This is a genomic window from Micromonospora sp. NPDC047620 (assembly GCF_043205005.1).
In the GTDB taxonomy this organism is placed as follows: Bacteria; Actinomycetota; Actinomycetes; order Mycobacteriales; family Micromonosporaceae; genus Micromonospora.
Genome location: NZ_JBIDDG010000005.1, coordinates 206,402 through 232,704 on the forward strand (window position 1 = coordinate 206,402; position 26,303 = coordinate 232,704).

At 73.0% G+C, this 26,303-nt stretch carries 24 protein-coding genes; 8 read left to right on the top strand and 16 right to left on the bottom strand.

Annotation, left to right across the window (positions count from 1 at the left end):
• Positions 1 to 80 precede the first annotated feature (80 nt).
• On the bottom strand, positions 81 to 374 hold the full coding sequence (locus ACGF5C_RS08090) for a WXG100 family type VII secretion target (protein ID WP_350701842.1): 294 nt from the start codon (positions 372 to 374) through the stop codon (positions 81 to 83).
• A 27-nt stretch (positions 375 to 401) separates the two neighbouring features.
• The gene (locus ACGF5C_RS08095) at positions 402 to 722 is read right to left on the bottom strand and encodes a WXG100 family type VII secretion target (RefSeq protein ID WP_350701843.1); all 321 of its coding nucleotides are present in this window, start codon (positions 720 to 722) and stop codon (positions 402 to 404) included.
• A gap of 226 nt (positions 723 to 948) precedes the next feature.
• Here ACGF5C_RS08095 and eccE point away from each other — a divergent pair, with 226 nt between their 5' ends.
• The 4 genes from eccE to rarD all read left to right on the top strand — a co-directional run bounded on the left by eccE (position 949) and on the right by rarD (position 4,954).
• Positions 949 to 2,874: a type VII secretion protein EccE gene (gene eccE / locus ACGF5C_RS08100; RefSeq protein ID WP_393298120.1), complete on the top strand. Its 1,926-nt coding sequence runs from the start codon at positions 949 to 951 to the stop codon at positions 2,872 to 2,874.
• 171 nt (positions 2,875 to 3,045) lie between these two features.
• Entirely contained in the window at positions 3,046 to 3,432 is a 387-nt protein-coding gene (locus ACGF5C_RS08105; protein ID WP_350701847.1) for a phage holin family protein, read from the top strand.
• Positions 3,433 to 3,512: 80 nt separating this feature from the next.
• Positions 3,513 to 4,013 carry a GNAT family N-acetyltransferase gene (locus ACGF5C_RS08110; protein ID WP_393298124.1) on the top strand — a complete coding sequence of 167 codons (501 nt, stop codon included), beginning with the start codon at positions 3,513 to 3,515 and terminating at the stop codon, positions 4,011 to 4,013.
• Complete coding sequence (rarD, locus tag ACGF5C_RS08115; protein ID WP_393298126.1) at positions 4,010 to 4,954, top strand: EamA family transporter RarD; 945 nt, start codon at positions 4,010 to 4,012, stop codon at positions 4,952 to 4,954. The genes ACGF5C_RS08110 and rarD overlap by 4 nt, the downstream gene beginning before the upstream one ends.
• Positions 4,955 to 5,151: 197 nt before the next feature.
• Here rarD and ACGF5C_RS08120 read toward each other — a convergent pair whose 3' ends face one another.
• Together ACGF5C_RS08120 and ACGF5C_RS08125 are read right to left on the bottom strand one after the other, a co-directional pair.
• Entirely contained in the window at positions 5,152 to 5,844 is a 693-nt protein-coding gene (locus ACGF5C_RS08120) for an anti-sigma factor family protein (RefSeq protein WP_393298129.1), read from the bottom strand.
• The gene (locus tag ACGF5C_RS08125; RefSeq protein WP_393298417.1) at positions 5,841 to 6,335 is read right to left on the bottom strand and encodes a sigma-70 family RNA polymerase sigma factor; all 495 of its coding nucleotides are present in this window, start codon (positions 6,333 to 6,335) and stop codon (positions 5,841 to 5,843) included. Before ACGF5C_RS08125 ends, ACGF5C_RS08120 begins: the two co-directional genes overlap by 4 nt.
• A gap of 250 nt (positions 6,336 to 6,585) precedes the next feature.
• Here ACGF5C_RS08125 and ACGF5C_RS08130 point away from each other — a divergent pair, with 250 nt between their 5' ends.
• Positions 6,586 to 8,712 carry a PhoX family protein gene (locus ACGF5C_RS08130; RefSeq protein WP_393298132.1) on the top strand — a complete coding sequence of 709 codons (2,127 nt, stop codon included), beginning with the start codon at positions 6,586 to 6,588 and terminating at the stop codon, positions 8,710 to 8,712.
• A 113-nt stretch (positions 8,713 to 8,825) separates the two neighbouring features.
• On the opposite strand, the gene ACGF5C_RS08135 is transcribed toward ACGF5C_RS08130, so the two are convergent.
• Positions 8,826 to 9,608, bottom strand: coding sequence for an IclR family transcriptional regulator (locus ACGF5C_RS08135; RefSeq protein ID WP_393298135.1), 783 nt, complete (start codon positions 9,606 to 9,608; stop codon positions 8,826 to 8,828).
• 154 nt (positions 9,609 to 9,762) lie between these two features.
• On the opposite strand from ACGF5C_RS08135, the gene ACGF5C_RS08140 reads away from it, so the two are divergent.
• From ACGF5C_RS08140 to ACGF5C_RS08150, 3 genes are read left to right on the top strand one after another with little or no spacing between them, the layout of a single operon-like run.
• Positions 9,763 to 10,944 (top strand): MFS transporter, encoded by a 1,182-nt coding sequence (locus ACGF5C_RS08140; protein WP_393298138.1) that lies wholly within the window; start codon positions 9,763 to 9,765, stop codon positions 10,942 to 10,944.
• 46 nt (positions 10,945 to 10,990) lie between these two features.
• Positions 10,991 to 11,350, top strand: a complete 360-nt coding sequence (locus tag ACGF5C_RS08145) for a DUF6915 family protein (RefSeq protein ID WP_357452455.1) — start codon at positions 10,991 to 10,993, stop codon at positions 11,348 to 11,350.
• Entirely contained in the window at positions 11,347 to 11,823 is a 477-nt protein-coding gene (locus tag ACGF5C_RS08150) for a hypothetical protein (protein WP_393298141.1), read from the top strand. The genes ACGF5C_RS08145 and ACGF5C_RS08150 overlap by 4 nt, the downstream gene beginning before the upstream one ends.
• A gap of 46 nt (positions 11,824 to 11,869) precedes the next feature.
• Here ACGF5C_RS08150 and ACGF5C_RS08155 read toward each other — a convergent pair whose 3' ends face one another.
• The 11 genes from ACGF5C_RS08155 to nuoE form a co-directional block, all read right to left on the bottom strand.
• Entirely contained in the window at positions 11,870 to 12,955 is a 1,086-nt protein-coding gene (locus tag ACGF5C_RS08155) for a polyprenyl synthetase family protein (RefSeq protein ID WP_393298144.1), read from the bottom strand.
• 90 nt (positions 12,956 to 13,045) lie between these two features.
• Positions 13,046 to 14,599 carry an NADH-quinone oxidoreductase subunit NuoN gene (gene nuoN, locus ACGF5C_RS08160; protein ID WP_393298147.1) on the bottom strand — a complete coding sequence of 518 codons (1,554 nt, stop codon included), beginning with the start codon at positions 14,597 to 14,599 and terminating at the stop codon, positions 13,046 to 13,048.
• Complete coding sequence (locus ACGF5C_RS08165) at positions 14,596 to 16,131, bottom strand: NADH-quinone oxidoreductase subunit M (protein WP_350701863.1); 1,536 nt, start codon at positions 16,129 to 16,131, stop codon at positions 14,596 to 14,598. Before ACGF5C_RS08165 ends, nuoN begins: the two co-directional genes overlap by 4 nt.
• Positions 16,132 to 16,195: 64 nt before the next feature.
• Positions 16,196 to 18,157 carry an NADH-quinone oxidoreductase subunit L gene (nuoL, locus tag ACGF5C_RS08170; RefSeq protein ID WP_393298150.1) on the bottom strand — a complete coding sequence of 654 codons (1,962 nt, stop codon included), beginning with the start codon at positions 18,155 to 18,157 and terminating at the stop codon, positions 16,196 to 16,198.
• 11 nt (positions 18,158 to 18,168) lie between these two features.
• Positions 18,169 to 18,468 (bottom strand): NADH-quinone oxidoreductase subunit NuoK, encoded by a 300-nt coding sequence (gene nuoK, locus ACGF5C_RS08175; RefSeq protein WP_357702039.1) that lies wholly within the window; start codon positions 18,466 to 18,468, stop codon positions 18,169 to 18,171.
• 55 nt (positions 18,469 to 18,523) lie between these two features.
• On the bottom strand, positions 18,524 to 19,294 hold the full coding sequence (locus tag ACGF5C_RS08180) for an NADH-quinone oxidoreductase subunit J (protein ID WP_393298153.1): 771 nt from the start codon (positions 19,292 to 19,294) through the stop codon (positions 18,524 to 18,526).
• Entirely contained in the window at positions 19,291 to 19,932 is a 642-nt protein-coding gene (gene nuoI, locus ACGF5C_RS08185) for an NADH-quinone oxidoreductase subunit NuoI (protein WP_393298156.1), read from the bottom strand. Before nuoI ends, ACGF5C_RS08180 begins: the two co-directional genes overlap by 4 nt.
• Position 19,933: 1 nt before the next feature.
• Positions 19,934 to 21,289 carry an NADH-quinone oxidoreductase subunit NuoH gene (gene nuoH, locus ACGF5C_RS08190; RefSeq protein WP_393298159.1) on the bottom strand — a complete coding sequence of 452 codons (1,356 nt, stop codon included), beginning with the start codon at positions 21,287 to 21,289 and terminating at the stop codon, positions 19,934 to 19,936.
• Positions 21,286 to 23,796 (bottom strand): NADH-quinone oxidoreductase subunit G, encoded by a 2,511-nt coding sequence (locus tag ACGF5C_RS08195; protein WP_393298162.1) that lies wholly within the window; start codon positions 23,794 to 23,796, stop codon positions 21,286 to 21,288. Before ACGF5C_RS08195 ends, nuoH begins: the two co-directional genes overlap by 4 nt.
• Positions 23,796 to 25,112 carry an NADH-quinone oxidoreductase subunit NuoF gene (gene nuoF, locus ACGF5C_RS08200; protein WP_393298165.1) on the bottom strand — a complete coding sequence of 439 codons (1,317 nt, stop codon included), beginning with the start codon at positions 25,110 to 25,112 and terminating at the stop codon, positions 23,796 to 23,798. The genes ACGF5C_RS08195 and nuoF overlap by 1 nt, the downstream gene beginning before the upstream one ends.
• The gene (gene nuoE, locus ACGF5C_RS08205; RefSeq protein ID WP_393298168.1) at positions 25,109 to 26,266 is read right to left on the bottom strand and encodes an NADH-quinone oxidoreductase subunit NuoE; all 1,158 of its coding nucleotides are present in this window, start codon (positions 26,264 to 26,266) and stop codon (positions 25,109 to 25,111) included. Before nuoE ends, nuoF begins: the two co-directional genes overlap by 4 nt.
• Between the last annotated feature and the right edge of the window lie 37 nt (positions 26,267 to 26,303).

Below are 26,303 nucleotides of genomic sequence, written 5' to 3' on the forward strand. Positions count from 1 at the left end.
GCCCAGTCGCCCAGCCACAAGCTTGGAACGACGGTGGTGGCGCCGACCGGGTCAGGGTCGGCGCCACCACCGGGCGTGGCTCACTGGAACAGGCCGACGTTCTTCTTCTCCGTGTCGAGATAGTCGGCCGCGGAGTCGTCGACCGCGAGCTTGATGTCGCGCAGCATGGCCTGCAGATCCTGCGAGGCGGAGCGCCAACGGCCCTGCCGCTGCTCGTACGCCTGCCGGGCCTCGCCGGACCAGCTCGCCACGAGCGGGGCGGCGTCGCGTTCGAGCTGCCCGAGCTGCGAGTCGAGCGTGTTCAGGGCTCGCTGGATGTCCGCGCTGGCCTGCTGCAACGCGGCGAAGTTGACGACCAGCACACCGTGGTCCATCGGATGTCTCCTCCCCCGAAGACCGGGTCAGAGCGGCAGCTGGATGCCGCCGCGGTTGGTGGTGGACACGCGGCTGGCGGCCTCGCTGTCCGAGACGTCGTACTGCTGACCGGCGGTGCGGATGGCGCCAGCGGTCTCCCGCAGCGCCCGCTGCAGCGTCGCCTGGTCCTGCGCCCACTGCTGCTTGACCTGCTCGAACGAGCGCCCACCGGCGCCGCGCCAGGCCTGCTGCAACACCTCCAGCTGGGCCATCAGGCTGCTCAGCATGGACTGCAGGGACTGGTCCACCTGCTCGAACTTCGCGGCAGTCTGCTGCATCACCGCTGCTTCTGCCTGGGTCTGGGACACCCCGGACGTCACCTCGTCTCATCGGTCGTGGCTGGCCGTCGGCGCGCCCGCTAACTCGGGCGCCCCGCTCGCGCCGCCCGGGCGTCGAGCGCGGCGGGCGCGGGGGTCAGCAAACTCGTCGCTGACGGTAGCCGCCCCGTCGCGGTTCTGCTACCCCGTCGCCATCCCCTGTGGACAACCGCGCTCCCCCACTCCCCCCGGCCGGCCCTTACGATGGGCGGCGTCGATGTCGCGGCGGGTGACCGGTCGAGGAGGCACGGTGACGGTGACCACGAGCACGGACCCGGCCCGGCCGGCCGCGCAGCCGGCCGCCGCCGTCCCCGCGCCGGTCCCACCCACGCCGGCCGGTCCCACGCCGGGCGCGTCGGGGCCCCGCGCCGTCCTGCCGCCACAGTGGATTCCGGCCGCCCGGCGGCGGACCATCGGCGTCCGGGCCGGTCAGGTCGTCGCCGCGCAGGTCGCGGTGGCCGCCCTGGTCGCGGCCGCCGGCCGGGGCGTGCTCGCGGCGCTGGCCGCCGTGGCGCTGGCCGGGGCGCTGCTGCCCCTGGCGTGGGTGCGGCTGCGGGGGCGCTGGCTCTTCGAGTGGCTCGCCACCGGCCTGGGCTATGCGACCCGCCGCCGCGCCCTGCCGCCGGCCGCGGGCCCGGCTGCCCTGCTGGACCTGGTCGACCCGGGTGCGGTGGTCCGCCCCGCCGAGCTGGCCGGCACGCCGGCCGCCGTGCTCGACGACGCCGCCGGCATGGTGGCCCTGGTGGAGGTCGGCGACCCGGCCGACCTGCTCGGCGACGGTCCCCACGCGCTGCCGCTCCCGGCGTCCCTGCTGTCGGCGGCCGCGCCGGACGGGCCGCCGGTCCGGCTCCAGCTCCTGCTGACCGGCGCGCCGGCGCCGACGGTCGGGGCGGGCGGCGGCACGGTCGCCACGTCCTACCGGCAGCTCACCGACGGGCGGCTCGCCGGCCTGGAACAGGCCGTCCTCGCCGTGCGGGTGCTCCGCGCCGAGGGCTGGACCGGCGAGCAGCTGCGGCGGGCGCTCTCCGGCACCGTACGCCGGATCGTGCGCCGGCTCGGGGCGGTCACCGCCCGCCCGCTCGGCGAGCACGCGACGCTGCGGGTGCTGGCGGAGTCGGCCCACCACGACGACCATCCGGCGCGGGAGTCCTGGCAGGCGGTGCGAGCGGGCGACCTGCTCCAGACCACGTTCCGGCTGCGCCGCTGGCCCGACGCGCGCACCGATGCCGGCCGGCGGCTGGTGCCCCGGCTGCTCGCGCTGCCCGCGACGGCGACCACGGTGTCGCTCTGCGCCGGGCCGTGGGCCGGCGCCGACCCCGCGTCGGCGCCGACCGAGGTGGCCGTACGGCTGGCCGCCGCCACCCCGGCGGAGCTCTCGGTCGCGGCCCAGGCGCTGCGCCGGCTGGTGACCGAGGTGGGCGGCGAGGTGCACCGGCTCGACGGCGCGCAGCTCGACGGGCTGGCGGCCACGCTGCCGCTCGCGGCGGCGGGGGCGCCGGGGCCGGGACCGGCGCCCGACGCGTTGGAGCTGACCGTCGGCGAGGCGGGGCTGATGGTCGGCGCGAACCGGCACGGCGGCGCGGTGACCGTCCGGCTGTTCCGGCCGGAGAGCACCCGGGTGATGCTCGTCGGCGGGGTACGCGCGGCGCAGCTCGTCGCGCTGCGGGCCATGGCGCTCGGCGCCCGGGTGGTGGTGCAGACGGCGCGCCCCCGCAGCTGGGAGCCGTTCGTGCGGGGCGTCGGCACGCCGGGCGCGATGATCCCGCTGGTTCCGCCGGGCCGGCCGGTGGGCGGCGGACCGGGCTCGCCGCTGTGCCCGCTGCTGGTGGTCGTCGACGCCGGCCCGACGCCGGCCGACCCGGAACCGGGCCCCGCGTGGCGGGCCACGCTACTGGTCCGCGACGAACTGACCCCGGCCGACGCCGACGCGCTGGGCCGGGCCGACCTGGCCGTGCTGCAACCCCTCGGCCCGGCCGAGGCAGCCCTGGCCGGCGCCGCGTTGGGCCTCGGTGGGTCGGCGGAGTGGCTGACCCGGATCCGGGACGACATGGTCGCGGTGGTCAACCGGCGCGCGTTGCGCTGGGCGCTGCTCTCGCCCACCCCGATCGAGTCACAGCTCATCGGCCGCCCCTCCCGCCGCTGACCGGCGCACCGCTCGCCGCTGACCGGCATCCCTTCCGCCGCTGACCCACGTCTCTTCCGCCGCTGACCGGCGCGCCACTCGCCTGGCGGCCGGCCGCGGATCCGGCTTCCCGAGGCGGTCCGGCGACCTAGCGGGTTCCGCACGTGGCGCGTCCGTGGCACGATCCCCGCCATGGGATTCCTCAAGGGGCTGCTGATCCGGCTGGCCAGCACGGCACTGGCCTTCTGGCTGGCCACGCTGCTCATCCCGGGCATCACGCTGGAATCGGAGTCCGCCACCGACGCGGTCACCACGCTCGTCCTCGTCGCGGCGATCTTCGGCGTGGTCAACGCGGTGCTCCAGCCGGTCATCAAGACCGTCGGCTGCGGCTTCTACCTGCTGACCCTCGGGCTGATCGCGCTGGTGGTCAACGGGCTGCTGTTCCTGCTCACGAGCTGGATCGCCGACCAGGCCGGGTTGCCCTTCCATGTCGACAGCTTCTGGCCGGAGGCCGTGCTCGGCGCGCTCTTCGTCGGGATCGTCACCTGGATCCTGGGCGCCGTGCTCGATCGGGACTGAGCCGCACCGCCGTGGGGCGGCCTCCAGATGCCGGGAACGGGCTGCTCAGCGGCCCGGGTCGCCGGGCTAGTGTCACCAGGGTGACCACCCTGACCCGCCACGACGGCTACCTGCTCAGCACCGACCCGGATCGGATCGACCTGGACCGCGTGCACCACTGGCTCTCCACCGACGCGTACTGGGCGATCGGGCGGGACCGGGAGACGGTGGCGCGCGCGCTCGCCGGGTCGGTGGCGTTCGGCGTCTACCGCCCCGGCGACGGGCGGCAGGTCGCCGTCGCCCGGGCGGTCACCGACGGGGCCACCTTCGCCTGGCTCTGCGACGTCTACGTCGACCCGGGCGAGCGCGGCCGGGGGCTGGGCACCTGGCTGGCCGGCGCCGTCCGCGACCACCTCGCCGGCCTGGGCGTACGCCGGATCCTGCTGGCCACCTTCGACGCCCACGAGGTGTACGCGAAGGTAGGCTTCGCCCCGGTGACCGATCCGCACCACTGGATGCAGCTCGACCAGCGGGACCAGCCGGTGAGCCCGGTCACCGGAAAGGAGCCGGGCGGTCATTCGCCCCTTACGGTGGAAACGTGACACCACTCCGCCTCGGTTACCTCTACGGCTTCGGCGCGTACCTGCTCTGGGGTTTCTTCCCGCTCTACCTGAAGCTGCTCCGCCCGGCCGGCCCGATGGAGGTCCTGGCCCACCGGGTCGTCTGGTCGGTGGCGTTCGTCGCCCTGCTGCTGGCCGCGATGCGCAACCTCGGCTTCCTGCGGGCGCTGCTGCGCCGGCCTCGCGCGCTGGCCGGCATCGGCGTGGCCGCCGCGCTGATCGCCGTCAACTGGGCCACCTTCATCTACGGCGTCAACTCCGACCGCGTGGTGGAGACCGCCCTCGGCTACTTCATCAACCCGCTGGTGGTGGTGCTGCTGGGCGTCACCGTGCTGCGCGAGCGGCTGCGCCCCGCGCAGTGGGTGGCGCTCGGCATCGGCGGGCTGGCCGTGGCGGTGCTGACCGTCGACTACGGCCGGCTGCCCTACCTGGCGCTGGTCGTGGCGCTCACCTTCGCCGGCTACGGCCTGGTCAAGAAGCGGCTCGGGCTGCCCGCCGCGGAGGGGCTCTTCGTCGAGTCGGCGGTGCTGGCGCTGCCCGCGCTGGCGTACCTGGGCTGGCTCACCGCCAGCGGCGACGCCACCTTCGGGCACGTCTCGGTCGGGCACACCGCGCTGCTGGTCTCGGCCGGGGCGGCGACCGCGATCCCGCTGCTGCTCTTCGCCGGGGCGGCCAACCGGCTCCCGCTCACCGGTCTCGGCATGCTCCAGTACCTCGCCCCGATCCTCCAGCTCGGCTGCGGCGTGCTGATCTTCCACGAGCCGATGCCGCCGGCCCGGCTGGCCGGCTTCGCCCTGGTCTGGGCCGCGCTGATCGTCTTCACCATCGACGCCCTCCACCACTCCCGCCGCACCCCCGCCGCCACCGTCGCCGCCCGCCGCCCCACCCCGACCCCGACCCTGACCCCGACCACAACCCGCTAACCCAGCCCGCTCCTACCCTCACCTCGCCCAGCCCACCCCCCGCCCGCCCCCTCGCCTCTCGCGATCTTGCCCTTCCCGCCCGAACAAAAGGGGCATATCTCGCATTTGACGGGCACAAGATGCAAGATCGGCGGGGGCGGGAGAGCGACGGCGCGGGGGCGGGACAGGGCGGGGGAGGACGGGGGTGAGGGGGCGGGTCAGCGGAAGTCGTAGGCGAGGACGGGGGTGCCGTCGGCGCGGAGCAGCTCCAGACGAACCAGTTCGGCGTCGGTGAAGCGGGTCGCGCCGGTGATCCGCAGGTCGTCGCCGGGGGCGGCGAGCCAGGAGCCGACCTGCTCCGTCGCGCCGCCCGGGCCGTGCGCCACCAGCCGGAAGGTGTACGCCTTGGCGTAGCCCGGCCTGGCGACGTACCCGCAGCGCATCCGCACCTCGGTGCCCCAGCCGGTGCTGGTCAGCGCGATCTCGGCGTACACCGGCACGGTGCCGGCCACCGGCTGCATGGTGACCATCCGCGCGTCGCCGGGCGGCGGGGTGGCCGCCTCGCGGGGCAGCACCACGGCGGTGCCGACGCCGACGACCAGGGCCAGCGCGGCGGCGGCGAGGGCGGTGAGGGCATACCGGCGGCGGGTGGCCGAACGCTCGCGGCGCCGGCGGTCGCCCGCGGCGGTGAGCAGCTCGGACACCCGGGGGTTCTCCGGCGACGCCGGGAACTGCTCCAGCCTGGCCGGATCGAGCCGGCCCAACAGGCCGGGCAGGACGGCGATCTCGGCGACGGCCTGGCGGCACGCGGCGCAGCCGGCGAGGTGCCGCTCGTAGGCCGCCCGTTCGGCGGGGGCCAGCGCACCCAGCACGTACGCGCCGTCGTCGTGCGCGAAGTCGCACCGGGTCATGCGGTCACCCCCATCTCGGCCAGGACCAACCGTAGTGAGCGCAGGGCGTAGTGCGTCCGGGACTTCACGGTGCCCGGCGGCACGCCCAGCCGGGTGGCCGCCTCGGCCACCGACCGCCCCTCGTAGAAGCACTCCACCAGCACCTCCCGGTGGGTGGGGCTGAGCCGGTTCAGCGCCTCGGCGACGGTCCACGCCTCCACCGCGCGTTCCGCCTCGTCCACCGTCTCCGGCGGCTCGGGCAGCTCGTCGGTGAAGACCTCGCCGACCCGGGTGGAGCGGCGCCGCCAGGCGTCGATGGCCAGGTTGCGGGCGGTGGTGAAGAGCCAGGCCCGGACCGAGCCGCGTTGCGGGTCGAGGGACTCCGGGTGCCGCCAGGCCCGCAGCAGCGTCTCCTGCACCAGGTCCTCGGCCCGCTGCCGGTCGCCGTTGACGAGGCGCAGAGCGTGCGCGTAGAGCGCCTCCGCGTGCTCGTCGTGCAGCGCGCGGAGCAGTTGGGCGTCGTGGTCGCTGATGGCGGTCTCCTCGCTCTCGGCGCGAGTCCGACAGTGGCGTTCGCACGGGAATACGCGCCGTCACCCGGATCGGTTCAGCCGCAGGTCATCGTGGCAGTCCCGGCGGAGGTGTTCACGCCCGGTTCACGCCGCCGCCGACGCCCGCTCACCGGGTCCTCCTACCGTCCGGCGGGTACGCACGCCAGCGGCTGTCCGGCGTGCACCGACCCCTCTCCAGGAGGCTCCTTCCATGAGCGACCGTCCCCGGCTGCTCCCGTTGCTGGGCGCCACCCGCCACGGCAGCCGCGACGCCATGACCTGTCTGTACCGGTGCGGCAACGCCTGCGACCACCCGGTGCCGAACACCTCCGACAACGCGTACTTCGGTGACGTGGTGGGCGCGGAGGTCTCCCGGCGCGGCGTGGTCCGGGCCGGCGCGGTCGGCGCGCTGGTCCTCGGCTTCGGCGGCGCGGCGGCCGGCGCGCTGGCCGGCGCCGCCCCCGCCGCGGCCGCCCCCGCCGCCCCCGTGGTGCCCGAGGACGCCGGCTTCGGCCGCCCCTCCGGCGGCGTCGGCAGCGGCGCGCTGACCTTCAAGCCGGTCCCGCCGAACACCCTGGACACCTTCGTCGTCCCCAACGGGTACGACCACGCGGTCGTCATCCGCTGGGGTGACCCGGTCGTCCCGGGCGCGCCCGAGTTCGACCTGCACGGCCAGACCGCCGCCGCGCAGGCCAAGCAGTTCGGCTACAACAACGACTTCGTCGGGGTGCTGCCGCTGGACGGGCGCGGGCAGCGGGCGCTGCTCGTGGTCAACCACGAGTACACCAACGAGGACCTGATGTTCCCCGGCTTCAAGAGCCAGGACGCGCTGACCGTGGAGCAGCTCCGGGTCGCGATGGCCGCGCACGGCATGTCCGTGGTGGAGCTGGAGCGGGTCGACGGCACCGGGCAGTGGCGGCCGGTCACCAAGGGGCGGCGGCCGTACAACCGGCGGATCACGGCGCTGGCCACGAAGTTCGAGCTGACCGGGCCGGCCGCCGGTTCGGCCGCCCTGAGGACCGCCGCCGACCCGAAGGGCCGCACGGTCGTCGGCACCCTCAACAACTGCGCCGGCGGGGTGACCCCGTGGGGCACGGTGCTCTCCGGCGAGGAGAACTTCAACCAGTACTTCGTCGGCGGCGACGGCGCGCCGGAGGCGGACAAGCCGAAGCTGGCCCGCTACGGCATCACCACCACCACCCGTTACCCGGGCGGCAGCCGCAAGTGGGAGCGCGCCGACGAGCGGTTCGACCTGGCCAAGCACCCGAACGAGGCCAACCGGCACGGCTGGATCGTGGAGATCGACCCGTTCGACCCGGAGAGCCGCCCGCGCAAGCACACCGCGCTGGGCCGGTTCAAGCACGAGGGCGCGAACGTCATCGTCGCCGCCAGCGGGCACGTGGTCGCGTACATGGGCGACGACGAGCGGTTCGACTACCTCTACAAGTTCGTCTCCGACAAGAAGTTCATGAAGGGCAACTCCTGGGTCGCCCGCAGGCACAACCTGACCCTGCTGGAGTCGGGCACGCTCTACGTCGCCCAGCTGGAGCAGACCAGCGCCGGCGAGATCGACGGTTCCGGCAAGCTTCCCGCCGACGGCGCGTTCAACGGCCGGGGTCGCTGGATCAAGCTGGTCAGCGGCAACCGCTCGTACGTCGACGGGATGACCGCCGCCGACGTGCTGACCTTCACCCGGCTCGCCGGCGACAAGGTCGGGGCGACCAAGATGGACCGCCCGGAGGACGTCGAGCCGAGCCTGCTCACCGGCAAGGTGTACGTGGCGCTGACCAACAACACCGACCGGGGCAAGGCCGGCAAGCCGGCCGCCGACGAGGCCAACCCGCGCAACCTGAACAAGCACGGTCAGGTGCTGGAGCTGGTCGAGGACCGTGGCGACAACTCCGCCGAGACGTTCGCCTGGTCGCTGCCGATCGTCTGCGGCGACCCGACCGACCCGTCGACGTACTTCGGCGGGTACGACAAGGCGGCGGTCTCCCCGATCTCCTGCCCGGACAACGTGGCGTTCGACGCCACGGGGAACCTCTGGATCTCCACCGACGGCAACGCGCTGGGCAGCAACGACGGTCTCTTCGCGACCGCCGTCGAGGGACCGGAGCGGGGCCACCTGAAGCAGTTCCTGACCGTGCCGGTGGGCGCGGAGGCCTGCGGCCCGTTCATCACCGGGGACAACCGCTCGGTCTTCGTGGCCGTGCAGCACCCGGGTGAGATCAGCGGCGCGTCGGTCGAGAAGCCGGCCTCGAACTGGCCGGACGGCGACTACGCCAAGCCCGGCGTGGTGGTGACCTGGCGTCTCGACGGCGGGCCGGTCGGCAGCTGACGCCTCCTCGGGCGGTCCGGCGCTGGACCGCCACCGAGGGCCCTCACCCAGCCGGGGTGAGGGCCCTCGGCCGTTTCCGGGCACGGCGGCTGCGGCGGTGCCGGCCGGACGGGTCAGCTCTCCGACGCCAGGCCGTCGGCGATGGCCCGGGCGGCGGTGAGCAGCTTCGCCCGGACCACCCGGGCGGAGGTCATCATCTCGCTGGCCGGCAGCGCGCAGGCCAGCACCACCCGGCGCTCCATGTCCTTGTCGGGGCTGACCAGCACCGCGGCGCACGCCACCCCCTGCCGGAACTGCCCCAGCTCCAGCTGCATGCCGCGCCGGTCGCCGGCGGCCAGGTCGGCCTCGAACGCCTCCGTGCTGGTCAGGGTGGCGGAGGTGAACGGGCGCATGCCGTAGTCGCGCAGGTAGCGGAAGCGCTGCTCGGCGGTCAGCGTGGCGAGCAGGGCCTTGCCCAGGGCGGTCGCGTGCGCCCCCTCGTCGAACCCGGGCACCAGGTCCTCGAGGTAGGGCGAGCGGGGGCCCTCGGCGACGGCCGTAACGGCCACCTGACCGCCCACGAACCGGCCCAGGTAGTGGCTGTAGCCCGTGTCCACGGCGGCCCGGCGCAGGCTCTCCCCGACCGCCGGCGGCCCCCGGAACGCCGTCACCAGCTCGCGGTAACGGTCGGCCACCTCCAGGCCCACGATGTACGTGCCGTCCTCGCGCCGGATCACGTAGCCCTCGTAGGCCAGGGTGCGGACCAGGTGGTAGGTCGTCGCCACGGTCAGCTCACACCGCCGGGCGATCTGCTTGACGGTCAGCCCCTTCGGGGCGCGACCGACCGACTCGAGCACTCGTAGCGCGCGGGACACGCTCCGGATGAGATCCGAAGGTTCCGCCAAGGGGTCGCGCACAACCACCTCCGCCGCCGGGGACTTACACCATATGAAATACAGGCCCGGTGCGAAATGCCTGTTCGGGTGGAGGATGCCAGATCGCCGGGAACAGCGCGTACCCGCACCGGCACGATGCGTGACCCGAGACGACCTCGCGTAGGTTTGCCGCACCATGGCCCGCCCCGCGCTCCACCCCGCCCCGGACGTCGCGCCGCCCCGCCCCGCCCGGGCCGCCGCCGGTGCCGTCGCCGTCACCATCGCCTCCGTCCTGCCGGTCTTCCTGGTCGGCGGGCTCGCCGTGCAGTTGGGCGACGACCTCGGCTTCTCCCCCGCCGGGCTGGGCCTGGCCGTCTCCGTCTACTTCGGGGTCGGCGCGCTGGCGTCGGTGCCCTCCGGGAGGCTTGTCGACCGGTACGGGCCGGCCGTGGTGGCCCGCTGCGCCATCCTGCTCTCCGCCGGGGCGATGCTCGCCGTCGCCGCCCTCGCCCGGTCGTACGCCGTGCTGGTGGGGCTGCTGGCGCTCAGCGCCGCCGCCAACGCCCTCGGCCAGCTCGCCAGCAACGCCGCGCTGGCCCGGCACGTGCCGGCGCGGCGGCAGGGGCTGTCGTTCGGGGTGAAGCAGGCCGCCATCCCCGTCTCCACCCTGCTGGCCGGCGCGGCGGTGCCGACGGTCGCGCTGACCGCCGGCTGGCGGTGGGCGTTCGTGGTGGCCGCCGGGGCGGCCCTGGCGGCGCTGCCGGCCGTACCCGCACGGGAGCCGCGCCCGGGCCGGACGGCCACGCCCGCCCGCGCCGGCCGCGCCACGGCGGCCCTGCTGGTGGTCGGGGCCGCCGCGATGCTCGCCGCGGCGGCCGCGAACGCGCTGGGCACCTTCGTGGTGGACTCCGCCGTCGACCGGGGGCTCACCCCCGGGCTGGCCGGGCTGACCCTGACCCTCGGCAGCGCGGTCTGCGTCACCGCGCGGGTCTGCGCGGGCTGGCTGGCGGACCGGCGCCCCGCCGGGCACGTGGCCGTCATCGCCGGCATGCTCGTGGTCGGCGCGGCCGGGCTGGGCCTGCTCGCCGTCGCCGGCCCGGCGCCGCTGGTCCTCGGCGTGGTGCTCGGCTTCGGCCTGGGCTGGGCGTGGCCGGGGCTGATGACGTTCGCGGTGGTCCGGCTGCACCCGCAGGCCCCGGCCGCCGCCACCTCGATCACCCAGACCGGGGTGTACGCGGGCGGCTGCCTCGGCCCGCTGGGCCTCGGCGCGGTGGCCGCCCATGCCGGCTACCCCGCGATGTGGCTCACCGCCGGGGCGGCCATGCTGGCCGCCGCCGCCCTGATGCTCACCGGCAGCCGCCTGCTCGCCCGCGAGTGAGCGGGCCGGGCCGATCCTGTCGGTGCCGACGGCTAGTTTATCGATCATGAATTCGTGGCACCACGCGCAGTCGGCGGCGCGCAAGTGGGGCGGCACCCCGGAGGACTACCTGCCGATCGAGGAGTTCATCGACTCCTCCAAACAGATCATCGGGGACGTCCGGCACCGCGCGATGTACCACCACACCGCCGGCATCTACCTCTGCCAGCGGATCTTCGGCGACACCCTGCAGGTCGGCCGCAAGCGCGTCCCGGTCCGCCTGATCGCCGAACGGCACGTGCTCGAGGACCTGGGCTGGCTGCCCAGCCCCGCCGACTACCTCGACGGGATGCCGATCCGCCCCTGGATGTCCGGCGCCCAGCGCAAGGACCTGCCCCTCTCCACCCTGCTCGGAGGCGACCAGTGAGTCACGTCAGTTTCCTCGGCATCCCGGTCGAGGGTGAGATCACCCAGGGCCACCGGGTCCCGCAGCGGCCCCTGGAGGAGCTGCGACCGCTCCTGCGCGCCCTGCTCGACGACGAGGCCGTCACGGAGTTCGGCTGGCGGCAGTTCACGCCCTACTTCAACGACGGGGAGCCGTGCGTCTTCGGCGTCCAGGACGTGTGGGTACGCACCACCGCCGACGGGCCGCAGGCCGACCCGGACGATCTCTGCGTGGGCGAATACGCCGACCGGCACCCGACCCTGGGCGGTTGGGCCTCCTCGAGGCGGGACACGTACCGAGGGCACGACGAGGCCCGCTACCTGCGGGCGTACGCCTTCGCCGAGGCTCTCGAGCAGTGCGGCTTCGACGACGTGCTCCTGGAGACGTTCGGCGACCACGCCGACGTGATCGTCCGCCGAGCGGGAATCCAGGTCCAGCACTACGAGCACGAATGACCGGCCGCACCTGGCCGCCCCTGCTCCGGGGCGGCCAGGACGGGCGTCAGCTCGTGCGGTCGGCGATGTAGTCGCAGAGGGACTCGAGGGCGCGGCGGGCCGGGGCCTCCGGAAGCGGCGCGAGCTGCTCCCGGGCCTCCTCGGCGTAGCTGCGGACCGTCTCCCGGGCCCGCTTGAGCGCCGGGCTCTCGCGGAGCAGGCCGAGCGCCTCGGCGTGCAGGTCGTCGTCGGTCAGCGGGCCGGTGGCCAGGATCTCCCGCAGCCGCACCGAGGCGGCGTCGGCGTCGTCCGAGGCGAGCGCGTAGAGCACCGGCAGGGTCGGCACGCCCTCACGCAGGTCGGTGCCGGGCGTCTTGCCCGACTCCACCGACTCAGAGGCGATGTCGAGCAGGTCGTCGGAGAGCTGGAAGGCCACCCCGATGGTCTCGCCGTAGCCGGCCAGCGCCTCGATGTGCTCCGGGGCGGCGCCGCCGAACATGCCGCCGAAACGGGCCGAGGTGGCGATCAGCGAGCCGGTCTTCCCCGCGATCACGTCCAGGTAGTGGGCCACCGGGTCGTCGCCGGGGCGGGGGCCGACGGTCTCGGCGATCTGGCCGTGCACCAGCCGGGCGAAGGTGCGCGCCTGGAGGCGTACGGCCTCGATGCCCAGGTCGGCCGCGATGTCGGCGGCGCGGGCGAAGAGGTAGTCGCCGACGAGGATGGCGACCGAGTTGGTCCACCGGGAGTTGGCGCTGGGCGCCCCCCGGCGCACGGCGGCCTCGTCCATCACGTCGTCGTGGTAGAGCGTCGCCAGGTGGGTGAGCTCCATCACCACCGCGGCCGGCACGACCTGGGCGCTGGTCGGGTCGCCGAACTGCGCGCCCAACGCCACCAGCAGCGGGCGGAACCGCTTGCCGCCGGCCTCCACGAGATGCCGGGCGGCCTCGGTGACGAACGGGTCGGCACTGGCCACACTGGCCCGCAACTCGACCTCGATGCCCTCCAGCAGGCCCAGCACGGACGCCTCGACGCGAGGATCGGCGAGATAGAGGCCGAGCGCGCCGAACTGACTCGTGCTCACCCTGGTCCGACGGCCGCCGGACCCGATGGCACTTGAACGCTCGCCAGCCGGATTCACCACGCCTTCAACCATGCCACACCCCTCCGACCTGCCCGGGACGGGGGATACGGCACGGGGGCCGGCACGCCGTGGCGTACCGGCCCCCGCGGGCCCGAGCGTCGGTCATCTGACAAATTCGGCGGCGCCGGTGGCCAGGTCGAGCAGCGGCGCCGGGGCGACGCCGAGGACCAGGGTGGCGATCACGCCGATCATCAGCGCGGCCGAGGTCAGCCCGCCCGGCACGGCGACGGTCGGCGTCGACTCGCCCGGCTCGGAGAGCCACATCATCACCACGACCCGCAGGTACGGGAAGGCCAGCACCATGCTGGTCAGCACGCCGGCGATCACCAGCCACGCCTGCCCGCCGTCGAGCGCCGGCCCGAAGACCGCGAACTTGCTCGTGAAGCCGCTGGTCAGCGGGATGCCGGCGAAGGCGAGCAGGATGAAGGTGAAGACGCCGGCGTAGAACGGCGAACGCCGCCCCAGCCCGGCCCAGCGGGACAGGTGGGTGGCCTCCCCGTCGGCGTCGCGCACCAGGGTCACCACGGCGAACGCGGCGAGCACCGAGAAGCCGTACGCGACCAGGTAGAACATCGTCCCGGAGACCCCGTCGGCGCTCGGCGCCAGCACGCCCACCAGCAGGTAGCCGGCGTTGGCGATCGAGGAGTACGCCAGCAGCCGCTTGATGTCGGTCTGGGTGACCGCCAGCACCGCGCCGATCAGCATGGTCAGCACCGCCACCGCGCCGAGGACCGGGGTGAAGTCCCACCGCGCCCCGTCGAAGGCGACGTGGAACACCCGCAGCAGGGCGCCGAACGCGGCGACCTTGGTGCAGGCGGCCATGAAGCCGGTGATGGGGGTCGGCGCGCCCTGGTAGACGTCCGGCGTCCAGACGTGGAACGGGGCGGCCGCGGCCTTGAAGAGCAGACCGATGGCGAGCAGCGCCATGCCGCCGAAGAGCAGCACCGGGCTGGCCGGGGAGTCGGCGACGGCCGCGTGGACGGTGGCGAAGTCGACGCCCGCCTGCCGGCCCGGGACGCCCGCGGTGAAGCCGTACACCAGGGCCACGCCGAACAGGAAGAAGGCCGAGGCGTACGCGCCGAGCATGAAGTACTTCAGCGCGGCCTCCTGGCTCAGCAGCCGCCGGCGGCGGGCCAGCGCACAGAGCAGGTACAGCGGCAGCGAGAAGACCTCGAGCGCGATGAACATGGTCAGCAGGTCGTTCGCCGCCACAAAGATCAGCATGCCGCCGATCGCGAACGTGGTCAGCGGGTAGACCTCGGTGAGGCCGTTCTTGCCCTCGGCCTGCCGCCGGTCGTCGGCGGACTCGGCGGTGACCGCGGCCTGGGCGACGAACGCCCCGCCCCGCTCCACCGAGCGCTCGCCGATGAGCAGCAGCGCCATCGCGGCGAGGACCAGGATCGCGCCCTGGAGGAAGAGCGTCGGCCCGTCGATCGCGATCGCCCCGCCGATGGTGATCGACCGCTCGTCTGCCGCCAGCACCACCATGGTCAGCGCGGCCAGCACCGCCAGCAGGGCCAACGAGAGCTGCACCACGTGCCGGAGCCGGCGGGGCACGAACGCCTCGACCAGCACGCCGAGCAGCGCGGCACCCAGCATGATCAGGGTCGGCGCGAGCGCCGCGTAGTCGATCGACGGCAGTTTCAGCTCATTCACTTTGCCGCCTCCTGGACGGTGCCGCCCGAGGTCGGGGCGGGGTCGGTCCTGCCGATGTCCTGCATGGTCGCCTGCACGGCCGGGTTGATCACGTCGGTCACCGGCTTCGGGTAGAAGCCGAGCAGCACGATCAGCACGATCAGTGGGGCGACCACGAACTTCTCGCGCAGGTTGAGGTCCCGCCGCATGCCGTCGACCTCGGTCAGCGCCGGATTGAGCGTGCCCTGCGTGGTGCGCTGCACCATCCACAGCACGTACGCGGCGGCCAGGATGATGCCGAGCGTCGCGATCACCGCGACCGGCTTGTTCACCGTGAACGTGCCGATCAGCACCAGGAACTCGGAGACGAACGGCGCGGTGCCGGGCAGCGCGAGCGAGGCCAGACCGGCGAAGAAGAGCACCCCGGCCAGGAGCGGCACCAGCTTGCCGGCGCCGCCGAAGTCGCTGATCAGCGCCGAGCCGCGCCGGGCGATGAGCATGCCCACCACCAGGAAGAGCAGGCCGGTGGCGAGGCCGTGGTTGAGCATGTAGAGCACCGCGCCGGTGCCCGCCTGGGTGGTGAAGGCGAAGATGCCCACCCCGATGAAGCCGAAGTGCGCGATCGACGTGTACGACACCAGCCGCTTGAGGTCGTTCTGGCCCACCGCCAGCAGCGCGGCGTAGATGATGCCGATCAGGCCCAGCGCCAGCGCCCACGGGGCGAACCACTTGGCCGCGTCCGGGAACAGCGGCAGGCAGTAGCGCAGGATGCCGAACGTGCCGACCTTGTCGAGCACGCCGACGAGCAGCGCCGCCGCGCCGGCCGGGGCCGCGCCACCGGCGTCCGGCAGCCAGGTGTGGAACGGGAAGAACGGCGCCTTGATCGCGAACGCGAGGAAGAAGCCGAGGAACAGCCAGCGCTCCGTGCCGGTGGAGATGTCCACCTGGGACAGCGCCTGCCAGTCGAAGGTCTTCCCGCCGACCACCCAGAGGCCGATCACCGCGGCGAGCATGAACAGGCCGCCGACGAGCGAGTAGAGGAAGAACTTCACCGCCGCGTACTGCCGCTGGTGGCCGCCGTAGCTGCCGATGAGGAAGTACATCGGCACCAGCATGACCTCGAAGAACACGTAGAACAGGAAGACGTCGGCGGCGGCGAAGACGCCGATCATCGTGCACTCGAGGACGAGCAGCAGCGCGAAGTAGACCGGCACTGACCGCTTCGACGACTCGGCGTCGTGCCAGGACGCCAGGATCACCAGCGGCACCAGCACCGCGATCAGCATCAGCATGACCAGCGCGATGCCGTCGGCGGCGAAGGTGAAGCTGACGCCCCAGTTCGGGATCCACGGGTACGACTCGCGGAACTGGAAGCGGTCACCACCGACCTGGAAGGTCACCCACATGACCACCGACAGCGCCAGCACCAGCAGCGACCAGCCGAGCGCCACCTGCTTGGCCAGTTCCGGCCGGCTGCGCGGCAGGAAGGCCACCACCAGGGCACCGACCAGCGGTGCCACGGTGAGCACCGAGAGGAACGGGAAGTCGGACATTATGCGGCCTTACCTCCGTCGTCACTGCGCGGTCCGCCGACGACGGCCGCCTGGAAGAGGTCGATCACGCCAGCCACCCCGCCTCGACGGCCAGGAACGCCGCCACCACCAGCAGCGCGCCGGCCAGGATCGAGGTGGCGTACGACCGGACGAAGCCCGTCTGGAGCCGCCGGAGCCGGCCCGAGCCGCCACCGATCCCCGCCGCGAGGCCGTTGACCAGCCCGTCGACGCCCCGGTTGTCCAGGTAGACCAGCGCCCGGGTGAGGAAGATGCCCGGCTTCTCGAAGACCGCCTCGTTGAACGCGTCGGTGTAGAGGTTGCGCCGGGCGGCGGTGACCAGCACCCCGGCCGGCTGCGGCGCGGTGGCCGTGCCGCCCCGGAACAGGAACCAGGCCAGGCCCGCGCCGACCACGGTGACCAGCAGCGAGAGCACGGTGATCACGGTGTGCGAGAGCACCCCGTGCGCCTCCCCGCCGGGCTTCTCACCGAGCACCGGCGTCAGCCAGGAGATGACCCCGTCGTTCCAGGCCATCAGTCCACCGGCCAGCACCGATCCGGCCGCCAGCAGGATCAGCGGGATCGTCATCAGCTTCGGCGACTCGTGCGGGTGCTCGATGTCCTCCGTCCAGCGCTTCGGCCCGTGGAAGGTGAGCACGAAGAGCCGGGTCATGTAGAAGGCGGTCAGCCCGGCGCCGAGCAGCGCCGCCCCGCCGAAGAGCCAGGCGGTCCAGTCCTCCCGCTCGAAGGCGGCCGCGATGATCGGCTCCTTCGAGAAGTAGCCGGAGAGCGGCGGGATGCCGATGATCGCGAGCCAGCCGGCGGCGAAGGTCAGCCAGGTGATCTTCATGTGCTTCGAGAGGCCACCGAAGCGGCGGATGTCCACCTGGTCGTTCATGCCGTGCATGACCGAGCCGGCGCCGAGGAACATGTTGGCCTTGAAGAAGCCGTGCGCCAGCAGGTGGATGATGGCCAGCGCGTACGCGCCCCCACCGAGGCCGACACCGACGAACATGTAGCCGATCTGGCTCACCGTCGACCAGGCCAGCACCCGCTTGATGTCGTCCTTGGCCGCGCCGATGACGCAGCCGATCAGCAGGGTCAGCGCGCCGACGCTCACCACCACGAGCTGGAGGGTGGAGTTGGCCGAGAAGATCGGGTTGGAGCGGGCGATCAGGTAGACGCCCGCCGTGACCATGGTGGCGGCGTGGATGAGCGCCGACACCGGGGTCGGACCCTCCATCGCGTCCGGCAGCCATGCCTGGAGCGGGAACTGGCCGGACTTGCCGGTCGCGCCGAGCAGCAGCAGCAGGCCGAGCACCAGCACCGTGGTCGCGGTCAGCGAGCCGACGCCGTTGAAGACCTCGTCGTACTGGGTGGTGCCGAGGGTGGCGAACATGATGAAGATGCCGATCGCCAGGCCGGCATCGCCGACCCGGTTCATCAGGAACGCCTTCTTGCCGGCCGTGGCGGCGCTCGGCCGCTCGTACCAGAAGGAGATCAGCAGGTACGACGCCAGACCGACGCCCTCCCAGCCGAAGTAGAGCATCACGTAGTTGTTGCCGAGCACCAGCAGGAGCATGGCCGCGACGAACAGGTTGAAGTACCCGAAGAACCGCCGGCGCCCCGCGTCGTGCGCCATGTACTCGACCGCGTAGAGGTGGATCAGGAAACCCACCCCGGTGATCAGCAGTACGAAGACGGCGGCCAGCGGGTCGAAGAGCAGGCCGAAGTCCACCCGCAGGTCGCCGACCGTGATGAAGTCCCACAGGCTCAGCTCGACCGACTTGTTCTCCAGGCCACGCAGCTGGAAGAAGTAGGTCAGGCCCAGCACGAACGCGGCGCCGATGGCGGCCACCCCGAGCCAGTGCCCCCAGCGGTCCGCCCGCCGGCCGAGCAGCAGCAGGATCGCCGCGCTGACCAGCGGGATCGCCACCAGCAGCCAGACGCTGCCCAGCAGCCCGTCCGCCGTCGCGTACGCGACGGTGCCCGCCGGCTCAGCCGGGGCGTTCGTCAGAATCGTTCCCACCGCAGGACCCCTCAGTACTTCAGCAGGTTGGCGTCGTCGACGCTCGCGGAGCGCCGGGTCCGGAAGATCGCCATGATGATGGCGAGCCCGACCACGACCTCGGCCGCCGCCACCACCATCACGAAGAACGCCATGATCTGGCCGTTGAGGTCACCGTTGATCCGGCTGAAGGTGACCAGCGTCAGGTTGGCCGCGTTGAGCATCAGCTCGATGCACATGAACAGCACGATCGCGTTGCGCCGGATCAGCACACCGGCCGCGCCGATGGTGAACAGCACCGCGGCCAGCACCAGGTAGTAGTCGGGCGTCATCGCTGCGCCAACCTTTCGTTCGCGACTGCGGGGCTCGCAAGCTCACTCCTCGCGCTCACTTGTCCGTCCCCTTCAGCGAGGTCTCCCGGTCGGTGAGCTCGCGCACCGGCAGGATGTCGGGGGTGCTCACCTCGGTCAGCCGGCCGTCGGGCAGGCGGGCCGGGGTGGCCACCGAGGACGAGGTCGCGTAGACGCCCGGTCCGGGCTTCGGGCCCGGGTAGTTGCCAGGCCGGAAGCGTGCCCGCATGGTCGTCGGCTGGTCCAGCTTGTCCTGCTTGCGCCGCTCGATGTGCGCCAGCACCATCGCGCCGACCGCGGCGGTGATGAGCAGCGCCGAGGTGAGCTCGAACGCGAAGACGTACTTGGTGAAGAGCAGCCGGGCGATGCCCTGCACGTTGCCCTCGGCGTTGGCCTGCTCCAGGCCGACGGCCGTGGTGCCCTCCAGCGCGCGCCAGAGCCCGCCGCCGACGAGGCCGGCGAAGCCGAGCCCGAGCACCACCGCCGCGACCCGCTGGCCGCGGAGCGTCTCGATCAGCGAGTCCGAGGCGTCCCGGCCCACCAGCATCAGCACGAACAGGAAGAGCATCATGATCGCGCCGGTGTAGACGATGATCTGCACCATGCCGATGAACGGCCCGGCCTGGAGCACGTAGAACACGCCCAGGCAGAGCATGGTCAGCACCAGCCAGAGCGCCGAGTGCACGGCGTTGCGCGCCGCGACCATGCCGATCGCGCCGATCAGCGCCAGCGGGGCCAGGATCCAGAAGGTGACCTGCTCCCCACCGGAGACCCCGCCCGCCGCGGCGAGCACCGTCTGCGTGGTCATGCTCCGTCCCCCTTGCCGGCCGCGGCCCGCCGGGCGTGCTGCTCGGCACCGGGGAAGGTCACGCCGGGGTGCTCCTCCACCTGGTACCGGCCCGGGTTGTTGGCCGAGTGCTCCGCGCCGGCCGAGGTGCCCGGGTTGGTCAGCGCGCCGACGTAGTAGTCCTTCTCGCTGTCGCCCAGCCGCATCGGGTGCGGCGGCTGCTCCATGCCCGGCAGCAGCGGCGCGAGCAGCTGCTCCTTCGTGAAGATCAGGTCCTGCCGGCTGTCCCGGGCCAGCTCGTACTCGTTGCTCATGGTGAGCGAACGCGTCGGGCAGGCCTCGATGCAGAGCCCGCAGAAGATGCAGCGGGCGTAGTTGATCTGGTAGATGCTGGCGTACCGCTCACCCGGCGAGAAGCGCTGCTCGTCGGTGTTGTCGCCACCCTCGACGTAGATCGCGTCCGCCGGGCAGGCCCAGGCGCACAGCTCGCACCCGATGCACTTCTCCAGCCCGTCCGGGTGCCGGTTCAGGATGTGCCGCCCGTGGTAGCGCGGCGCCGAGACCGGCGGCTTGAACGGGTAGTCGGTGGTGACGACCTTCTTGAACATGTGCGAGAAGGTGACACCGAAGCCCTTGAACGTTCCGGTGATCGCGCCCACGTCACACCTCCCTGGAGTCCGAGCCGGCGGCGATGTTGGCCGGCTCCCGCTCGGCGACCACGCGCCTGGTGCGCGGGCTCGGTGGTATCTGCAGGTCCATCGGGGGCAGCGGGAAGCTGCCGTGCGGCCGGTTGTCGACCTGCTCCTGGACGGTGGGCTTCGGCTGCGGCTTCCGGCTCGGCCACAGCAGCGTGGCGAGCAGCAGGATGCCGGCGGGGATGCCGACCGCGATCAGCTTGCTGCGCGAGTCCCAGTCCTCGATCGAGCGCAGGCCGGCCAGGACCAGGATCCAGACCAGGTTGATCGGGAGCAGCACCTTCCAGCCGAAGCGCATGAACTGGTCGTAGCGCAGCCGGGGCAGCGTGCCCCGCAGCCAGACGAAGACGAAGACCAGCAGGACGACCTTGACGAAGAACCAGAGCATCGGCCACCAGCCGGAGTTGGCGCCGGCCCAGATGGTGGTGATCGGCGCCGGGGCCCGCCAGCCGCCCAGGAAGAGCGTCGTGGTGACCGCGGACATGGTGACCATCGAGACGTACTCGCTGAGCATGAAGAGCGCGAACTTCAGCGAGCTGTATTCCGTCATGAAGCCCGCGACCAGCTCGGACTCCGCCTCGGGCAGGTCGAACGGCGCGCGGTTGGTCTCGCCGACCGTGGCGATGAAGAAGATGACGAAGCTGGGCAGCAGCAGGATCGCGTACCAGCCGGGGGCCGGGACCTCGACGCCCGCGATGCTCAGCCGGGTGCCGTCCGCCTGGGCGGCGACGATCCCGCTGGTGGACATCGTGCCGGCGGTCATGAACACCGCCACGATGCTCAGGCCCATCGCGACCTCGTACGAGATCATCTGGGCGGTGGAGCGCAGGCCGCCGAGCAGCGGGTAGGTCGAGCCGGAGGCCCAGCCGCCGAGCACGATGCCGTAGATGCCCATCGACGAGCAGACCAGCAGCACCAGCACCGCCACCGGCACGTCGGTGACCTGCAGCGGCGTCCAGTGGCCGAAGATGCTCACCATCGGGCCGAACGGCACCACCGACAGCGCGGTGACCGCACAGATCACCGAGATCGTCGGGGCGAAGAAGTACACGACCTTGTCGGCCGCCTTCGGCAGGATGTCCTCCTTGAAGGCCATCTTGAGGCCGTCGGCGAGGGTCTGCAGCAGGCCGAACGGGCCGACCTGGTTGGGGCCGGGCCGCACGGCCATGCGGCCCACGACCCGTCGCTCGAACCAGACGCCGAGCAGGGTGGCGAGCAGACCGAAGGCGAAGGCGAAGACGATCTTGCCGAGGACCAGCCACCAGGGGTCCCGGCCGAAGTCGGCCAGCGTCGGATCCTGGGCCAGGTAGACCGCGTTCACTGGATTGCACCCCCTGCGTTGAGGAGCGGGCCCGGACGGCCGGCCGCGTCAGCGGCGACCTCTCCGGCCTCCGGCGTCGCCCCGGTCGGGGCGGGAGCGGAGATCCGGACGACCGCGCCGGACGTCGCGCCGAGGCTGCGCCGCACGGTCGAGCCGGGCGAGTTGGTCGGCAGCCAGACGACGCCGTCCGGCATCTCGGTGATCGCCGCCGGCAGGGTCAGCGCCCCCCGGTCGGTGCCCACCGTCACCGGGTCGCCGTCGGCGACGCCGAGCGCCTCCGCGGTGCCCTCGCCCAGCCGGACCACCGGCGGGCGGGCGGTGCCCGCGAGGTGCTCGTCGCCGTCGGTGAGGCTGCCCAGGTCGACCAGCTGGTGCCAGGTCGCGAGCACGGCCTCGCCGGCGCCCGGCTGCGGCACCGCGGCCGGCTCCACCGCCGGGGCGCCGGGCCGGTCGGTGCGGGTACGCGGCAGCGCGCCCAGCTCGCGGCGGACGCTGAGCACGTCGCCGGTGCCGAGCTGCACGTCGAGCTGCGCGGCGAGCGCGTCCAGCACCCGGCCGTCGGTCATCGCGGCGGTCCGCAGCACCGCTTCGAAGGTGCGCAGCCGGCCCTCCCAGTCCAGGAAGCTGCCGGCCTTCTCGGCCACCGGGGCCACCGGGAAGACCACGTCGGCCCGGCGGGCCACCGCGCTCATCCGCTGCTCCAGGCTGACCAGGAACGGCACCGCGTCGAGGGCCGCCTCGGCCAGCCGCGGGTCGGCCAGGTCGGCCGGGTCGACCCCGGCCACCACCAGCGCGCCGAGCTGGCCGGCGGCGGCGGCGGCGAGAATGCCGTCGGTGTCCCGACCGGCCTGGCTCGGGATCACCCCGGCCGCGATGTCCCACGCCTCGCCCAGCTCGGCCCGGGCTGCGGGCTCGGTGACCAGGCGACCGCCGGGGAGCAGGTTGGGCAGGCAGCCCGTGTCGACCGCGCCGCGGTCACCCGCGCGCCGCGGCACCCAGGCCAGCTTCGCGCCGGTACGCCGGGCGACGTCGGCCGCCGCGGAGAGGCCGCCCGGCACGCTCGCCAGCCGCTCGCCGACGATCAGGATCGCGCCCTCGGCGCTCAGCGCCTCGGCGACCGTGGCGTGCTCGGCAAGCACGGTCGCCTCCTCGCCCGGCACCACCCGGGCCAGCTTGGCGCCGAGCTTCTCCAGGCCGCGGGTGGCGAACGGCGCGATCGCGTACACCGTCAGCTTCTTCTTGAGGTACGCCTTGCGCAGCCGCAGGAAGAGGATCGGGCACTCCTCCTCCGGCTCCAGCCCGACCAGCACCACGGCCGGGGCGTTCTCCACGTCGGCGTACGTGACGTCCGTGACCCCGGCGACCGAGCTGGCCAGGAAGTCGGTCTCCTCGCGGGAGACCGGCCGGGCCCGGAAGTCGATGTCGTTGGTGTTCAGCGCGACCCGGGCGAACTTCGCGTACGCGTAGGCGTCCTCGACGGTCAGCCGGCCGCCGGTCAGCACCGCCGTGCCCTGGCCGTCCCGCGCCGCGCGCAGCCCCTCGGCGGCGACGGCCAGCGCCTCGCTCCACGACGCCTCGCGCAGCTCGCCGGTGCGCTCGTCGCGGACCAGCGGGGTGGTGAGCCGGTCGAAGGCGCGGGTGTACTGGAAGCCCCACCGCCCCTTGTCGCAGTTCCACTCCTCGTTGACCTGCGGGTCGTCGCCGGCCAGCCGGCGCAGCACCTTGCCCCGCCGCCAGTCGGTGCGCTGGGCGCAGCCGGCCGAGCAGTGCTCGCACACGCTCGGCGTGGAGACCAGGTCGAACGGGCGGGCCCGGAACCGGTACTGCGTGCCGGTCAGCGCGCCGACCGGGCAGATCTGCACCGTGTTCCCGGAGAAGTACGAGTTGAAGGGCACGTCACCGGAGTCGCCCTCCTCGCCGTACTCCTCGTCCCGGTAGATGTTGATCTCCTCGGCGGACGACCGGCCCATCAGGTCGATGAACTTGTCGCCGGCGATCTCCTCGGAGAACCGGGTGCAGCGCTGGCAGAGCACGCAGCGCTCGCGGTCGAGCAGCACCTGGGTGCTGATCGGCAGCGGCTTCGGGTACTCCCGCTTGTGCTCGTGGAACCGCGAGTCGGCACGGCCGGTCGACATCGCCTGGTTCTGCAGCGGGCACTCGCCGCCCTTGTCGCACATGGGGCAGTCGAGCGGGTGGTTGAGCAGCAGCAGCTCCATGACCCCCTCCTGCGCCTTCTTGGCGACCGGGGAGGTGAGCTGCGTGCGTACCACCATGCCGTCGGCGACGGTCTGGGTGCAGGAGGCGACCGGCTTGCGCTGCCCCTCCACCTCGACCAGGCACTGCCGGCACGCGCCGGCCGGGGCCAGCAGCGGGTGGTCGCAGAACCGGGGGATCTCGGTGCCCAGCTGCTCGGCGACCCGGATCAGCAGCGCCCCCTTCGGGGCGGTGACCTCGACGCCGTCGATGGTGAGGGTGACGGTTTCGGTCTGCTTGACGACGTCAGTCATTAGTGCGCTCCCACCAGCTGCTTGTCCGACAGCTTCGGCGCGGTACGTCCCTCGATGTAGTCGAGGTAGTCCTGCTTGAAGTACTTCAGCGACGAGGTCACCGAGCTGGTCGCACCGTCACCCAGGCCGCAGAACGAGCGGCCGAGGATGTTGTCGCAGGTGTCGAGCAGGGTGTCCAGGTCCTCGTGGGTGCCCTGGCCGGCGAGGATCCGCCGGTAGACCCGAACCATCCAGTAGTTGCCCTCGCGGCACGGGGTGCACTTGCCGCACGACTCGTGGTGGTAGAACTCCAGCCACCGGTAGGTCGCGTAGACCGGGCAGTCCTGGTCGGAGAAGATCTGGGTGGCCGTGGTGCCGAGGATCGAACCGGCCGCCGCCACCCCCTCGAAGTCCAGCGGCACGTCCAGGTGCTCGGCGGTGAGCAGCGGCGTCGACGAGCCGCCCGGCGTCCAGAAGCTCAGGTTGTGGCCGGGCTGCATGCCGCCGGCCAGCTCGATCAGCTCCCGGAGGGTGACGCCCATGGTGCACTCGAACTGGCCGGGGTTGGCGATCCGGCCGGAGAGCGAGTAGATCATCGGGCCGGAGGACTTCTCCGTGCCCATGGTCTTCCACCAGTCCGCGCCGCCCAGCACGATGTACGGCACGCTCGCGATGGTGCCGACGTTGTTGACGACGGTCGGGCTCGCGTACAGGCCGTGGGTCGCCGGGAACGGCGGGCGCAGCCGGGGCTGGCCCCGGAAGCCCTCCAGCGAGTCCAGCAGCGCGGTCTCCTCGCCGCAGATGTACGCCCCGGCGCCCGAGTGCACCACCAGGTCCAGGTCGAAGCCGCTGCCCTGGATGTTCCGGCCGAGGTAGCCCCGGGCGTACGCCTCCTGCACGGCGTTGCGCAGCCGGCGCGCGGCGTGCACCGCCTCGCCCCGGATGTAGATGTAGGCGCGGTTGGCCCGGATCGCGTACGACGCGATGATCACGCCCTCGACGAGCGAGTGCGGGTCGTGCGTCATCAGCGGCAGGTCCTTGCAGGTGCCCGGCTCGCCCTCGTCGGCGTTGACCACGAGGTAGTGCGGCTTGCCGTCGCCCTGCGGGATGAACCCCCACTTGAGACCGGTCGGGAAGCCGGCGCCGCCGCGACCGCGCAGCCCGGAGTCCTTGACCAGCTGGATGAGGTCGTCCGGGTGGGCCTTGAGCGCCTTGCGCAGGGCCGCGTAGCCGTCGAGCTTCTCGTAGGTGCCGATCCGCCACGCGTCCGGCGACAGCCAGCGCTTGGTGAGCACCGGCGTCAGCTTGGCCAGGGTCTCCGGCCGGGGAGTGGTCACTTCTGGACCCCCGTCTCGCTCGCGCGGGCGGAGCCCGCGCCACCGGCGCCGGCCCCCGCCTCGGCTTCCTTGAGGTTGCGCTCCTGCGCCCCGGCCTCGTCGCCGGCGGGCTTGCCGTCGCCGGCCGGCGCGTTGGCCGCGGCTCCGGCGGCCTCCGCCGCCTGGGCGTCGCGGGGCGCCGGCGGCACGCTGTCGGCGGGGACCTTGGTGCCGGGGGACTCCGGCACGGCCGTCCGCGCGTCCGGCTGGCGGGTCTCGGCGGCCCGCACCTCGGGCGACTTGTCGTCCGGCGCCTTCACGTCCCGGGTGGTGCTGCCGGCTGCTTCGGCCGCCGGGGCCGGCTCGCCGGCGCCCGCGTTGCCCGCCTTGCCGGCGGGCCCGGCGCCGTTGCCACTCGCGGCCTGGGCGGGAGCCGGCTTCGCGGCGGCCTCGCTCCTGGCCTTCGCCTCGGCGGCGGCCTTGTCGGCCTCGGCCTTGCTGCGGATCGGGGTGTTCGGGTCGAAGCCCGGCACCGAGATGCCGTGCTGCTGCGCCAGCCGCAGCCCGCGCAGGGTGGGCTCTCCCGGCCCGCCGTCGGCCACCGCGCCCTCGCGCTCGTCGGCGAAGCCGGCGAGCTGCACCGCCATCTCCTTGAGCGTGCAGAGCCGGGCGCCCCGGGTCGGCATCGGCCGGCCCCCGGCGCGCAGCTCGTCGACCACGCCGAGCGCGGTCTGCGGGTCCACTCCGTCGAAGAAGTCGTAGTTGACGGTCATCACCGGCCCGTAGTCGCAGGCCGCCAGGCACTCGGCGTGCTCCAGGGTGATCTTCCCGTCGGTGGTGGTCTCGTCGTGCCCCACGCCGAGGTGCTCGGCGAGGGTGTCGTAGACCTCCTGGCCGCCGAGCACGTTGCACATCGTGTTGGTGCATACGCTCACCAGGTAGTCGCCGGTCGGCCGGCGCTTGTACATGGTGTAGAAGGTGGCGACCGCGCCGACCTGGGCCTTGTTCAGGCCCAGCACCTCGGCGCAGAACTCCACGCCGGCCGGCGAGACGTAACCCTCCTCGGCCTGCACCAGGTGCAGCAGCGGCAGCAGCGCCGACCGGGACCGGTCGGCCGGGTACCGGGCGATGATCTCCCGGGCCCGTTCGCGGGTCTCGTCACTGAAAGTCGTCATCAGAGTCGCCTTCCGTTCGCGACTGCGGGGCTCGCAA